Genomic DNA, 14,852 nt, shown 5'->3' with positions numbered 1-14,852 from the left:
ATAGATTGCCGGGGTCAGCCAAAGCATATGTTATATAGCATAGTACATGTTGATTAAGTGTGCTTATTGATCAAAATGAATAGAGAGGGCCAACAATTAGTTTTGCAGCCTAAAAAGTAGATGTGGCAAGGGTTTCGGGGCATTAAGATCTGTGTCAAACCGTAAAATCTCCTGGATATTTTACATTCTCAACAGGTAAGGGAGTGAGTCAATGGGTTCATATGATAGTTTTGTGAAACAATTGACCCGATTGAAGCGATCGATTGTGTCAATTGACCCAATCTCTGACTCAGTGACACAATCGACCCAATTTGTTGATAGAATGAGTCAGTTGTGTCATGCTTGGACATTATGAATCAATTAAGGCAAAAGGATGAAGTATCCCCAAAAAGAATCTTCAGTTTTGGAGTTCAAGCGTGATATTCCACAGAAGAAGCAGACCCTATTAAAGACGATAGTAGGTTTTGCTAATACTTATGGTGGGGAAATGGTTATAGGAGTAGACGATTCTGGAGAAATAATTGGTGTCCCAGAAGATAGTGTTGATCAATTAATTGATGACCTTAACCGCTCTATCTACGATACGGTGAGTCCTAGTATATACCCTTCCATTTATACTAAACGCATTGGAGATCAGTTGGTTGTCATTGTTGATATTGCCGAAGGCGGCAATAAACCATATCACTTTCGTAATGAGAGAATAAATGAAGGAACATTTGTTCGAATGGGCACGCATACAATGCTTGCGACACAAGATATTATTCAGCAATTACAATGGCAAGGCCAAAGGAAATTTATTGATGAAATGCCTGTATACGCAGCTCAAGAAGACGATATAGATACGAAAATATTTGAGAAATTTTTACAAGAACGTAAGCAGGGTTATTTAACAGTCGATCTTCAAGAAATGCTGTTTCATTATGAAATTCTTACGAAAGATAGAGGGCGTGTTTACCCAACTGTGGGTGGAATATTATTGTTTGGAAAAAACCCTGCTAAATTTTTTCCAGAGGCATTTACTATTTGCTCGCATATTGCTGGAATAGATGGTCGGGAAGTAATAGCAACTATAGACTCTGGTGGACAATTGTTTGCACAGTATAAGGAAACTGTTGCGTTTGTTACGAGTAGACTAAACACATCCTTTACGATAAAAGGAACAGGTACGCGAGAAGAGCAATTAGAAATTCCACCTGAGGCGCTTCGTGAGATTGTTCTGAACGCTACTGTTCATAGAAATTATCTTATTAATGGCCCAACTAAAATCACTATATATGATGATCGAGTGGAAATTTTCAGTCCAGGTAATTTTCCAGGGCCAATTTTAGATGATAAAGTTGATATTGGCGTTACGTATATCAGAAATTCCATAATCACGAGGGTATTTCGTGATATGGGATATATTGAAAAACTAGGATCGGGTTTTATCACATTATTTAAAAGCTATGCTGAGAGAAAATTACCGATCCCTGTGATCACTGAGGGAACTGGATTTGTGAAATGTATTTTACCCAGAAAACCAAAAGTAGAACATTCCGAAAATCTAGAATATTCAGAAATGGTTAACGCAATATTTTTTACAAAAGGTGAAATTAGAGTGAGTGATGTCATGGAGCATTTGAATGTATCACGTTCTACTGCGGGTCGAATTCTGATGAAGCTAACAAAAGATGGTCAACTCAATAAAGTTGGTCATGGTTCAGCTATTCGTTATGTGAAAATATAAAGGGAGACATTTATGGATGATCTTAATATCGAAAAACTCCGAAATGATACTCCAGGCTGCAAAAATGTAGTTCATTTTAATAATGCTGGCGCCGCCCTACCACCGCTTTCAGTTACCAACGCAATCAAGGAACATCTCGATTTAGAGTCATCAATAGGTGGCTATGAAGCTGCGCAAGCCGCTCTCGATAAATCAGAGAAAATTTACGATTATGCTGCCCAACTAATTAATTGTGATCGTGAAGAAATCGCATTTCTCGAAAATGCTACACGTGCATGGGAAATGGCTTTTTGTAGCCTTAAATTCAATAAAGGCGATCGGATCTTAACAGCTATGAGCGAATATGCTAGTAATTATCTTGCATTTTTGCATTGTTCAAAACGCACGGGCGTTATTATAGATGTCGTGAAAAATGATTCTTTTGGACAACTAGATTTAGAAGACTTGCGATTTAAAATTAATGATCGCGTTAAATTAATTGCCATCACTCATATTCCTACACAAGGGGGTTTAATCAATCCAGCAGAAGAAGTGGGTAAAATCGCTCGAGAAAATAATATTCTTTATCTTCTCGACACTACGCAATCAGTGGGACAAATGCCAGTTGATGTGAAAAAAATAGGCTGTGATTTTCTTTGCGCTACAGGTAGAAAATATTTGCGCGGACCAAGAGGAACGGGATTTTTGTATGCTAGTAAGAAAATACTTGATCAATGTGACCCTCCTTTTGTTGATCTTCATTCAGCGACGTGGATAAAAGATAATGATTATATTTTAAATCCGACAGCCCACCGTTTTGAAACGTGGGAACAAAATATAGCTGCAAAAATAGGCCTTGGTGTAGCAATAGAATACGCATTGAATTTAGATCTTTCAAAAATTTGGGATAGAATACAATTGTTGTCAAATCTTTTTCGTCAGCAATTATCTAGTATTCAAAATATCGAATTGCACGATCTCGGAGTAAATAAATGTGGTATTGTGACCTTTACTTGTAAAGGAAAAAAGGTTGATGATATCCAGCAAGCTTTATCAAAAAGAAAAATTAACGTCTCTATTTCACTACAAGAATATGCACGATTGGATATGTCTGCGCGACATTTACCGGCAGTAGTTCGAGCTTCAGTACATTATTATAATACTGAAGAAGAGGTCAATTTATTTTGTGAAGCGATAAAATCAATTTCAGAAGCTAAATAATCAGTTGAATATTAATACCGTAAATACTAAGTTATTAGTATATTTGATGTTTATTCAACTGAAAGCCTAACCATGAATTATTAGTAGTCTGCTGTGAATTGTAAACTAATAGGGTCTTAAATCAATAGCTTAAGGGCCAAAAAATAATGGCTAGAAACAAAATTTGCTTCATTCTTAGCATATAGCTACGAGATCGTAGCAGTCTTAGATTCTAGCCTTGCGACTAACAGTCATGAAAAATCAGATAATAGCATTATTGAACCTTCTGATTTGGTTCTTTTATAATATTTGGCGTCTGAAGTAATGAATACAGTGTTGACAGATTCTAATGCAACTGCGTGATACAAAGTATCAAAAAGATGGTGATTATATTTTGAAGATAAATGAGCTGCGGATGTGTAGACTTCAATTTCTTCATTGATAGCAAAGTTCATAGCTAGCAAAGACCCTAAAATCTCAGCTGTTCGGTTAGTATCAAGTCGCCTGCAAATTACAGAAATCACCTCTGGTAGCCAGTGAATTGGCTGTTGAATCTGACACTCACCTCTTTCAATAAGCTTTAATAAATTCAGTGCCTTGTCAATATGTTCTTTATCATCGTCTGTTTTGAAAATCCACTTCAATATAACACAGGCATCAATAACATAAGACTTCATTTTCTACCATCTTGACGAATAGTTAGGAGTTTTTTGGCAGATTGCATAGGTAACTCTTGTCGTATGGTCAGTAATTTATGAATAGCTTTTTTCCTCTGAAGCTGTAATTTATGTTCTTCTATGGCTCGACTCATTAATGAGGCGATAATTTGACTCTTATTGTCATGAGCGAAGGTCTTATTAAATTCACGCTTGATATTTTCGGGAACACTATAATTTACAGTTGCTGCTGTCATGTCATTTCTCCTCATTGTTGAAATTTTCTTTAGGTATAAAAGATTTCAACAATATTTTCAAGCAAGCGGTGCCCCGTTAAACTGTGCCCCTGTAGAGTAAGATTCCATGATACTGGCGATAAGCAAAATCAGTTACCGATTGACAGTAGATGACATCGCCAAGCCCTTTCAATTCGGTAATTTGAGACTTCCTTCCTATAGGATCTGATCCCAGTACCCTTAACTTATGACAATTATACTCTTGGTCATAACAGCCCTAGTTGATTATCATTTTAAGACCAACATATATTCTGATTCGTAGAATATTAAAACGTGTACTATAATGAATAGCAAAGGCGTAGTATCTTGAGTTGTGAGAGGTTTGGAGAAAGTGATATCAGTTTATTTGAAAAACCATATTTATATTATATAATAAAACGATTATATGCTTTGGTAAACAGTATACTAAAGTCAAGTTAATAGATGAGGAGATATGCTATGCGCATGCATCGAAGAGAAGATAATAGAGGTAAAATGCAAATAGCAGCTTTATCGGCGGCAATAATCAAGAAATTATTGGATATATCAAACTGTTCTCAGCATTATCGTGTTGAAAAATCTGGTGATTGCATAAAAATTCGAGAAAGTACTCAACATCCTCCCATACAAAGAAGAAAAGAGCGTTTTGAGGAGTTAGTGAGACAATTAGAAGGTAAAGGAATATTTAAATTTGCTGATACACATTTCGTCGGCATTGTAGATGGTCGAGAGATTAATATTCCATGTAAGTCAGTAACCCAGATTAATGTTAGAAAATTATGTGCATTTCTTGGAGTAGGCGTTACGGAAAAACCACAAAATGTCGAAGAAAGCGTTTGGGTAGTGATTCCTAACGAGATTAAAATTCGATGGAATAGATTTAGTCCTGAATTGCAAGAGTATATTGTAACCTGTTGTGAGCCAAATGCTGGGGATAATATTGTTAATTTACTTGAAACAAGATTGATAACTGATTCAAAGCGCTCTCCGATTACATTTGATGTCCCCAATATTCCAGTTCATTTGCCAAATCCTGATTTGAAAGGTGGGGCAAGTAATGAAGTGTATGACTTAGTGGAAATACTTAACATTAAACAGCGAGATCCTAATCATCCTGAACGACGAGCAGATCCGTTAACGCGTCGTTACTTTGATCTGAAAGAAGTCATACCTGCTAAGGAAGTTCATGAAAAAATTTTACAACAGGGCATGCCTCGTGGTCCAAAGTAGAGTACGTCGCTGAAAAAGATCAGCATAATTATCATTTAAATCTTTGCCATCAGGTTTGATAACTTTCGTTAATGCGAGCAGTAGTAGCATTCTTTTTTGATTAGGACCCACCCCAATCTTCAAGCCACAAATCGGGTTTTTCTTTACGGAACTTTTTAACTAGCGCGATGCTATCCGGATCGTCGAGCGCGATGACCTCAACGCCTTTTTGTTTGAGTAATTCGACGTTAGCAGGTCCCGAATTAATTGTATCACCGATAACAACGCGTCCGATTTTGAACTGGATGATCGTGCCGGTACACATCATGCACGGACTTAAAGTTGTGTAGAGTGTTGTTTTGCGCCTTGAAGGCATCCGTCCTGCGTCGCGCATTGCTGACATTTCACCATGGAGAACGGGGTTTCCTTCTTGAACTAGCATATTATGTCCTTTACCGAGAATCTTGCCGTTCTCGTCGACAATTACGCTACCAATGGGACAACCACCTTCATTGTAGCTTTTCAATGCCTGCTCATAGGCCATATGTAAAAAATATTTATGATCCAGTTCTCGTTGATGAGCTTTTGCCTTGGGTTGTAAATTAGTGACCACAGAATCCCCTTTGTGATTATCAGCATTGCTGCTCAATGATACAGCAAGAACCACTGGCAGAATCAAGAATTTTATCATAACCGCCCTCTGTTGGTTTCACGAAATAAGAAAGATTGTAATTTAATTGACACTCAATGGCAAAACCCATGGAGGCAAATGGGCGAGGCCGTCTATATTATTGGTAGGGAAATACATGCTATTTTCATTTTATAAAAATTTATTATCCCAAAATAATTTAACCAGGTCGTATTTTCGGGTCATGTTAAATTTTGATTTTATTTTATTGATGTTTGTTTCTACAGTTCTGCTTGAAATATGCAATTTAACTGCAATATTTTTCATCGAATAACCATGTGCAAGTAATTTTAAGCATGCAGATTCTTTTTCTGTAATCGAGATATCTTTACCTAGATATCTTAAGTAATATTTCTGTGGGAGGTTTTGAGTGTTAGAACTGTCATTAGGGTCTGAAGTATCAGCATTAATATTTGTATTGTTAGAATCCGAAGATAAACTAATTCGGTTCGAATCGGCAGATTTAATTATTTTTATTGCTGTGCTTTGAAAATAATGCAAGAAGTTTACAATTTCCTCTATATTGCTAATCAAGTGCGAAGCGGGACTTTTGTGATTAATTGCAATTAAGATGGCATTAATGCAGTCATCATATTTTTTAATAATAAGCAATGGCTCGATAATGTTATATTTATTTCGGATATCTTTTATTGTGTTTTCGGGCCAACCAAAGTTTTTATCCTGATCAATTGTAGGGACATAGATTCCCGATTTTACTTGGCTATAATTATTTGCGGTTGCTGGAAATTTGTTTTGTTTAATGAAATATTCTTCAGGCCACTCGCCTGTATTTGATAAATTAAAGAATTCTTTGTTAGGAAAAACTCTGCAATATCCGAAGTAATTAATATTTAAACTACCTTCAAAACTGGCGATGATGTTATTCACATCGCCATAAGATTTAAATGAAGGATTATTTTTTATGGAAAAAGTCATCGTAAGATACCTTAACGGTAAACAGAATTCATCACAGCAATAGCCTCTATATAATTCGATATTATATAGAGGCTACTCTGGAGATGTCAATTTATCGTAATTAGTCCAAGTATATGCGCTGTGGTATGATGTGTATCAATCCATATGAAATGAAAAGCTTACTTCGTGAACATAAGAATGCTAAGATATATTGGGACGCCAGTACAAGAACCCTATATATCATGGGATAGAATTGTGTAGATGTGAACATACAGAGCGCGAATTTAAAGACCACGGAGTAGATTATCTTGAAAAGGACATATTCTCCCGACAGAGATCAGGCTATTGCACCTGTTACATATTGGTTCGCAGGCGGAAAGTTAAGATTCGAATTAGAAAATATTGATGACACAGATGGCTATAGACTTTGTATTATAGTGCGGGATCAGGATGAAGAGAGAATATTAACAAAAACTATTGTGGATAAGATATTTTGGAGCACGATCCAATATGATGAGGTAGCAAAAAATATTATTTTTCTATCAACATCAAAAAAAGTTACCATTCTCCATATTAATGGACAAAAGATTGATGAGATAGAACTTGGGTCAGATGTAAAATGTTTTTTAATTTATCATGAATCACAAAAAATCGTTATACACACTCTAGACGATAGTGTATGGATTTATCATAGAGCCGAAAAAAAACTTGAAAGGGCGGTAAAAGCAGTAGCAACGGCTGTGTCAAAAAATCTGCTTTTCTTTATAGCAACTGATGGTACATTAACAAGTATTAAGTATGATGAATCAAATTCTCCTTTGGCAACCAAATCTCTGGTCAATTTAAGACTCACTGCTAATTCGCCTATAATCTCAATACATCCGAGTTTGCCAATCGTAGCCATTACGAATAACGAATATTGTCTAAATGGGAAAAGGATCGAAATTTCACTTTATCATTTGGAGACAGGAGGTTTATTAGGGGTAATTACTGATATTAGTTTTCCCATAAGAGAGATGAGATGGTTACCAAAAACGAACAGACTATTGTGTGTTACTCGAGCCGTTCAGCCAATCAGCGGCACATCAAACGATTACATCGAGATAATTTCGTTAGATAATTTTCACGAGCATTTTATTTTTGAGTGTGCTAGTAAAACAATTCAGGTAGTAACAGATTCAGAAGAAAAAATACTATTAACCTCTCAATTAGGTCGAGCTCAGAGTTGGAGGCTTCCAAGTAGACAGAGTAAGCAAGATAAACTGACGTTTAAGATTAGATTGGAAAGCGGAGAATTAGTACAGATAAACGGAATTGGATTATTAAAGTTATTACATGCGAGTGTACAAGAAGTTCTAACCCCAATAGTGCTAAAACATAAGGGATATTCCGCTAATGCTTTAAGAACGATTCGACAAGGAGAAGATTGGCTTAGAACCGCAGGTCGACTAGCAACTTATGTTTCTGGAGAGATTGCATCAGTACCTAGTTGTAGCTTTTTGAGAAATGATCAAAGTAAGTTATATGGGGATTTTACAATTGGAGTAAACGGGCAACATCAGACTAGAGTCGAAACAAAAAAAGAGCATGTTTCAATCAAACACGCAGCGTCTGGTCGATATCCGGATATTGCGAAGTACATCAACGGATTTCTTGAGCTACAGGCCATTAAAGTAAGCACGGAAAAACTTTATCAGGCGATGTGTTCAATTGTTTATTCAACAGTTCGGAGCCCAGAATTTCCACTTGATCAAGCACATGCAAGTTTAGCAAGAGTACTTAAAGATCGTCTTAGAGGAAATGATTATCCTCGTGAGATGAGCGGAATATTTAAAGAGTTTCTTGATAGTCTACTGTTGCTTATGTTTGGTATGGAAGGTTCGAGAATAAATACAACGTTTTTAACAGGAAGCATGTTATTAGATCTAATTGAGAATCACTGCACTTTTGGACGACTCAATAGAGTTTTTTCTTGGCAAAATATGTTCACGTCGGGTCCTGGGTATCATTGGAATGATTTTGAGCAACGTGATCTGGGTGGTAAATTCCCATTGGCTTCAAATAGCACTGGCCCCGATAATTTTAAACATAGAACTGCAATTCTAGGGTGCAGTGAGGCCGATGAACCAAGAAAATTGAAGGAAATAATAGAAGATTATCAACATTATAGAGCCCTAAAAAAAGAAATACATATCACTTTACATTGGTTATATAACTTGTCTATGGATGATCGATTGGATCTCGCGAGATCCAATAATTTACTTGAGCTAAGAGCAAAACTCAAAGATGTTTTTAAACGACGATTAGTTAGTGCATTTAATTTACAGCCAAATGTAAGTATCCCACGGTTGATTACTAATTCAGAATTGTGCATTAGACAATATGAGCTTCAACAACAGTCACAGCAGTTAACAGGTTTGAAACACTATTACTTAGTGGTGACAAATATAACTACTCTGGAGAAGAAATCAGACAAATATTACCACCGTATAGATATACCCTGTAAGCTGTTACCAGCCGACTATCTTTCTGGTTTGCCAAAAGTAATAAATGTTACGAGTCAACATCAAGATACCAAAGCAGAGGTATTCTTAGTTGATCGACAAATATGCGGTATTCGAAAAACATTTAATAGATCTTCACTAAAAGACTCAATTTTAGAAGATTCAGGTGAAGTCGTGAGTATGCGACAGAAAACTATACAAACACAGCCAACCTCAACATCAATAACATCTATGATTGAACTTATGTTGTTTGGCCCAGAACGTTACGCTGAATTCGAAGCTCGAAAAAAACGACAGCATGTTGAACAAGACGTTACTCATCCGACGAAAATATCAGTACCATTGTGTGTTCTTGTTGAGAGATATATTCAAGAAATAAGCATGCCCTATTTCGACTTTTTTGCGTTTATACCTGAAGAATGTGTAGTGACAAGAGCAATCATGAATTTGAAAAGAGATTATGGCAGATTTGTACCAGAATGGATTGGGGTTGTTGGGAGTATAGAGAATCTCGATCGAATACTTCAGTTATTAACGTTGAAAGACTTCATTGGAGGTTTTCTAACACAAAAAGATAGAGTGATAAATAAAATACAAACCATTGTGCGTCTCGGTCAAGAAGACTTAGAAAATTTTGCAAATGTAATTTTAGAACAATATAGTCATGAACAGGCACAATTTGATAGGTCAATGATTAGATATGAGTGGATTAGAATCGCTGGAAGGCGGAGTATTTTATATAATATCTTACGTAAGATACAATTTATTAATATTACGAAAAACGTAGATACACTCACCGGTGAAATAACAAAATCGTCTATAATAGACGTTATTAGACTAGAAATTCAGTTATCAGATGAAGTAACTGAAAATTTTGCCATAAGCATATTAAAAGTAATTGAGCATCTTCTATTGAACAGAAGAATGCAGGCACAACCCTATTACATTCCTGAAGTGCTAGTTAATGAAGTTGTGTACGTACCCAATTCTAACGAACCCCCGCAAACTCGTGTGTATCCAAAAAAAGAATTTATTGATACAGTTATCAGGCTTGCTAATGAAGTGAGTAGCGTTAATCTTAGCGATAAACAAACTATTATTCTTGCTATGAAAATAATACATAAGTTGACAAATTTTAATTTTGAAAGAGTATTCAGTGTTCGATCGTGTTTAAATACAGAATTAGCACCTTGCCCGCGTTGTTATGCTGAAACGGCTCCTTCCTATCCCGGGTTACCGTACGATTATGATCAAACAGTGTGTTTAGTTTCAGATCAAAATCCATATTATCATCGTGCAGTACCTAGAGAAGAAGATAAAGGCTGTAAATCAGTTGATCTTGAAACTCTCAATATTTTAAATACAAATCTCGATCCGCCCCAGCCTTTACCTACGATTCTTTCATTTGTGAAACACGCAAATGAGCGTTTAGGAAAGCAACCATGCTTAGCTTGTTGGCTCCCACTGCTAAGAGCGAATGCAACAGTGCAAAACGAACCAAATAGGCGGGATGCTTCCAGAAATAACTTTGCTCAAGGATTTTTTGCTCAACAGCCTACTCTGCCAAATTCTTCATCACGGTCAAATAATGACCAAGGTTCAGCACGTGAACCTTTGCATAAAAAACGACGTGAATATCCGATAAGTACTCAAGTTCAAGAATTGAACAGCACTCAAAAAATGATGGAAGATGAACTGATACAGTTTGACGACGATGATCACTATTTGACACAAAAAGATAAAATTCCTCCTGAAGAGAGTAACGTGAGAGTGCCAACAGTTGTAAATCGAAAGGGATTATTTAATAGCACTTCGACAAAGACTCAAACCGCAAAAGCCCTTTTAGATAACGAAATTGGACAGTTATATAATATAGGGGTTGCCGTATCTAGAGGAGATTGTTTTTATGATTCATTCGCTCAGGGGCTTAGCTCACTTGAAGTAGATACTAATCAAACGGTTAAAAGTTTACGCTGTCTCTGCTCACAAATAGTAAAGAGCTATCCTCAGGGATCAGAAGATCAGATTTGGTTGAGAAAACGCTTCAATTCTGATAGAGATTACCTTGGCTATATAATGGATGTAGAACTGACCGCCGACGAATGTGATCTGCAATCAACAGAATCGAATCATAAGTATGCAGTTTGGGGGAGCCCAGACATTGACGGAATAATTTTGGCCAAGAAATTTAAGGTCAATTTACATTGTATTGAAGTACGAGAAGATGATATTGATGGTGGAACACATGTACATATTTCTCATAGAATAATTACTCCTGAAGGAAAATCTCACAATATTGAAAAAGACCAAGTACCTGAAATCAACACCATAACTGTAGCCAACTGGAAAGATCACTTTGTGCCACTTTTTTCAAATCAAACTCACGAACATATTAATCGTCCACTATGACTAAATTGATTTAATCTCTGTTGACATTAGTTTGTAGTATGGCGATACTGCTTTTATCAATGATATTTTCTGGTGTTCGATGAAAAAAAATCTATTAATTTTATTGGTATTATTTTCAGTTTGTGTGGCTGGGGTATGGGGGTATCTAATGAAAACAGAAAAGCCATTTATTTCATTATTTCCAATTGAACGCTATGATCAAAAGCTGTCGAATTGGATTAAACCGAATGATCCTCATTACAATGCGTTGGTGCTGAGTAAAGAAAAGCAAAATATCCGATTTGAAGATTTTAAGCGTCGTTATTTTGGTGATAGATCACCGTGGGATTTGTCAAATATAAAAAATACTATTTCTAAAATTTCGCCTAATGACGTCAAAAGTGGCATTATAAAAAACCTAAATAAGTTTAATAATGAAGGTAAATCGGGGAAAGAATTAAATTACGCATAGAATTTTCGAATTTTACCCGCTGAGTGGATAAAAAATCTCGAGTCGAAATGTAAGTTGTCTCAATTTGATCATATTGAAGTGGATGCTGCGCATCGTGCGATTTCGGTTGTTCATAGTTATGGACGAGAATTGCCTACAGATGAGGTAAGTTATCATCATTATACTTATGCTGGTGAAGGTTACCCTTTTGATAATTTGCAAAATGCATTAGTTTGGGCAGGAACACCATTATATATTTTGGGTGAAACGGAAGGAAAAGATTGGGTGTTGGTACAAACACCTAGTTTCATAGCGTGGTTAAAAAGCACCGATATCGCACGCGTGGATGAATCTTTTATTACTCGCTGGCGTCAAGGCGTATCTGAAGAATTAATTGCTATCATGGATACACAAATTTCAATTATCGACGAAGAAGGTCATCAGTTTTGGAATTCTGGTTTTATTGGCATGGTATTCCCAGGAAAGCAAGAAGGATCAAATTGGCGAATTATGATTCCAGTCCGAGACGAGCATGGTCAAGCGCGTATTCATTCAGCGGCACTACCACTCAAACAAGCAAGCTCAATGCCGATTGTAGCTACGCCTAATCAATTTGTTACAGTCATGGAGAAATTAATTGGACGACCCTACGGTTGGGGTGGCACCTATTTTTACAATGATTGCGCTTCTGAATTAAAAAATTTATTCACACCGTTTGGAATTTGGTTACCCATGCACTCATCCGACCAAGTCAATCCTAATGAATTCCCCCTTAAGGTCATCGATTTAACAAGTGAGAGTCCAGAAAAGCGACTGGACTATTTAAAAAATAATGGCCGTCCATTTATGACGATTTTATATGTTGGAGGTCATGTAATTCTTTATCTAGGAAATTATCCCAACCCAAATGATCCACAACATCAATCAGTTGTTTTAAGTTACCAAAACGTGTGGAGTCTTAAACCTACAAATCCTCCTGCTGGAAAAGACCGAAGGTCTATCATTGGTGGTTCTGTTTTGTTGCCAATCTTACAGAAGTATCCTGAAGATCCCGGTATTGATTCTGATGCCAGTTGTAAGTATTTTACTCTGGGATTTTTGGACGCTGATTAAGTGGTCTTGAGTTCATGAGACTAGACAGACTAGTTAGGAGTGAGAATATGAAATTCGATTTCGAAACGGATCTGTCTCTACCGAGGAAAGAATATGAGTAAACATGACATAGTTTTGATTGCAGATCCTAGAGTATTATCAATACCTGTTAAAGAAAATCATGATCCACTCATCGATTTGAAAGATCAATCAATCATAAAAATAGGACCTTCACCTGAGATCCCGAATAATACTGATTATACTAAAATGCGAAAAACAGTTTATGAGAAGCTTCTTCATGCCCAGGAATTATTAGAAGCAGGAATGTTTTTTTGTCTTTATGAATGTTATCGTAGCTTATCACTACAGAAAATGCTGTATGATCATCGATATAAAATTATTAAATCGTTACATCCAGACTGGACTCATCAACAAACTTTTATTGAAACAACAAAAATGGTTTCACCAGTGATAAATCTCGATGGATCCAAAAATGTTCCTCCCCATTCAACTGGTGCAGCAATCGACGTTTATCTCATTGATGTGAACGGTGATGCACTTGATATGGGAATTCATCCAAAAGATTGGATTGAAGATACGGATGATTCAATTTCATTTACTGACTCAAATAAAATTTCCTCAGAAGCTAAACAGAACCGAAAAATCATGACTAATGCTTTATCTCAAGTGGGTTTTGTCAATTATCCAACGGAATATTGGCATTGGTCTTATGGTGATCGTTATTGGGCATACAATATGAAACAGTCACAGGCTATTTATGATACAATTAGCGAGCATAAACAAGAGGTTGCGTTGGAAATAAGTTAGTATCTGATACTATTCAGATTCTGCGCCGGCTTCTTTTATTATATCGTACACTAATTTCACTTTAGGGTCTCGTAGGGCTCCTTGTTTCCAGCCAAGATAAAAATAATGGCGTGGAGCGTTTTTAGACTCATAAAGAACAACAACATTTTTGTTGTCTATATATTCCTGACAAAAATAAGAAGATAAAACAGTAACCCCAAATCCTGCTCGTACAGCATCTAGAATTGCATACAAATCACTGATTATTAATTTAGGTTCTCCGTTAAATTCTTTTCCAAACACAGTATGAAAATATTGTTTAATAAATAAGAGTGTTTCATTATAGGTTAGCCACGGCAAGTCTTTTAGGGTGGATATATTGTTTTTATCAAGTTCTTTTTTGCTGATAAGTTCTTTGAATTTAGGGTGCCCTATCATAATAAATTTTTGGTGATAGATTTTTTCGATAGTAATTTGAGGGTGTGTAACAAATTCGACAAATTGTGCTAGATGTAATTCATTATTAAGTAGCCGTGGCAGTAAAGTTGAGTAATCAATTTCAAATCGTATATTAATATCAGTTTGGGAGAGTTTGGATAAATGAGGCACTACTACTTTTCCAAAAAATTCACTCAATCCTCCGACATAAACATCGCCGCGCAAAGGATTTCCACCTTGTTTCATTGTGGACAGTACGTCGTCGAGTGTATCCAGTGCATCAGTTATACTGAGAGCTAGTTGGTGCGCGACTGCGGTGGGTTCTAATTTTCTGCCAACTTTGATAAAGAGTGGTCGGTTCAAGTAATGTTCAAGCGTTTTTACGTGCTGTGATACCCCTGGCTGGGTCATGGCCAGTGATTCAGCAGCTTTAAGCTGAGAACCTAGGCGATAGACAGTTAAAAATGTATGCAAACAATCACGGTAAGACATAGAGCCCTCAATACATAAATTAATTTATACAT

At 36.3% G+C, this 14,852-nt stretch carries 12 protein-coding genes; 7 read left to right on the top strand and 5 right to left on the bottom strand.

The genetic code is table 11. The features are described 5' to 3' along the window. The first annotated feature begins 373 nt into the window (after window positions 1-373). Window positions 374-1,726, top strand: coding sequence for a putative DNA binding domain-containing protein (locus tag K2X50_01820; GenBank protein MBX9585972.1), 1,353 nt, complete (start codon window positions 374-376; stop codon window positions 1,724-1,726). 12 nt (window positions 1,727-1,738) lie between these two features. Then, a complete protein-coding gene (locus K2X50_01815; GenBank protein MBX9585971.1) occupies window positions 1,739-2,926 on the top strand; it encodes an aminotransferase class V-fold PLP-dependent enzyme in 1,188 nt (395 codons plus the stop codon). Window positions 2,927-3,156: 230 nt separating this feature from the next. Here K2X50_01815 and K2X50_01810 read toward each other — a convergent pair whose 3' ends face one another. Both K2X50_01810 and K2X50_01805 read right to left on the bottom strand, forming a co-directional pair. Further along, complete coding sequence (locus K2X50_01810; protein MBX9585970.1) at window positions 3,157-3,582, bottom strand: type II toxin-antitoxin system VapC family toxin; 426 nt, start codon at window positions 3,580-3,582, stop codon at window positions 3,157-3,159. Next, window positions 3,579-3,818, bottom strand: a complete 240-nt coding sequence (locus K2X50_01805; protein MBX9585969.1) for a hypothetical protein — start codon at window positions 3,816-3,818, stop codon at window positions 3,579-3,581. Before K2X50_01805 ends, K2X50_01810 begins: the two co-directional genes overlap by 4 nt. A gap of 477 nt (window positions 3,819-4,295) precedes the next feature. Between K2X50_01805 and K2X50_01800 the strand changes: the two genes are divergently transcribed. Next, window positions 4,296-5,066 (top strand): hypothetical protein, encoded by a 771-nt coding sequence (locus tag K2X50_01800; protein ID MBX9585968.1) that lies wholly within the window; start codon window positions 4,296-4,298, stop codon window positions 5,064-5,066. 100 nt (window positions 5,067-5,166) lie between these two features. Here the strand turns inward: K2X50_01800 and K2X50_01795 are convergent, their stop codons facing one another. Together K2X50_01795 and K2X50_01790 are read right to left on the bottom strand one after the other, a co-directional pair. Then, the gene (locus K2X50_01795) at window positions 5,167-5,736 is read right to left on the bottom strand and encodes a nucleoside deaminase (GenBank protein MBX9585967.1); all 570 of its coding nucleotides are present in this window, start codon (window positions 5,734-5,736) and stop codon (window positions 5,167-5,169) included. 129 nt (window positions 5,737-5,865) lie between these two features. Next, complete coding sequence (locus K2X50_01790; protein ID MBX9585966.1) at window positions 5,866-6,669, bottom strand: helix-turn-helix transcriptional regulator; 804 nt, start codon at window positions 6,667-6,669, stop codon at window positions 5,866-5,868. Between the two features lie 287 nt (window positions 6,670-6,956). Here K2X50_01790 and K2X50_01785 point away from each other — a divergent pair, with 287 nt between their 5' ends. From K2X50_01785 to K2X50_01770, 4 genes are all read left to right on the top strand, one after another. Further along, a complete protein-coding gene (locus tag K2X50_01785; protein ID MBX9585965.1) occupies window positions 6,957-11,561 on the top strand; it encodes a hypothetical protein in 4,605 nt (1,534 codons plus the stop codon). 79 nt (window positions 11,562-11,640) lie between these two features. Continuing rightward, window positions 11,641-12,012 carry a hypothetical protein gene (locus tag K2X50_01780; GenBank protein ID MBX9585964.1) on the top strand — a complete coding sequence of 124 codons (372 nt, stop codon included), beginning with the start codon at window positions 11,641-11,643 and terminating at the stop codon, window positions 12,010-12,012. A 54-nt stretch (window positions 12,013-12,066) separates the two neighbouring features. Then, window positions 12,067-13,104, top strand: a complete 1,038-nt coding sequence (locus tag K2X50_01775; GenBank protein ID MBX9585963.1) for an SH3 domain-containing protein — start codon at window positions 12,067-12,069, stop codon at window positions 13,102-13,104. A 93-nt stretch (window positions 13,105-13,197) separates the two neighbouring features. Then, window positions 13,198-13,911 carry a M15 family metallopeptidase gene (locus tag K2X50_01770; GenBank protein MBX9585962.1) on the top strand — a complete coding sequence of 238 codons (714 nt, stop codon included), beginning with the start codon at window positions 13,198-13,200 and terminating at the stop codon, window positions 13,909-13,911. 9 nt (window positions 13,912-13,920) lie between these two features. Here the strand turns inward: K2X50_01770 and K2X50_01765 are convergent, their stop codons facing one another. After that, window positions 13,921-14,820, bottom strand: a complete 900-nt coding sequence (locus tag K2X50_01765; GenBank protein ID MBX9585961.1) for a LysR family transcriptional regulator — start codon at window positions 14,818-14,820, stop codon at window positions 13,921-13,923. Window positions 14,821-14,852: the final 32 nt, after the last annotated feature.

It is taken from the genome of Gammaproteobacteria bacterium (genome assembly GCA_019748175.1).
Classification (GTDB): domain Bacteria; phylum Pseudomonadota; class Gammaproteobacteria; order JAIEPX01; family JAIEPX01; genus JAIEPX01.
The sequence above is the reverse complement of the archived record's forward strand: the minus strand, read 5'-3'. Positions and strand labels throughout refer to the sequence as shown.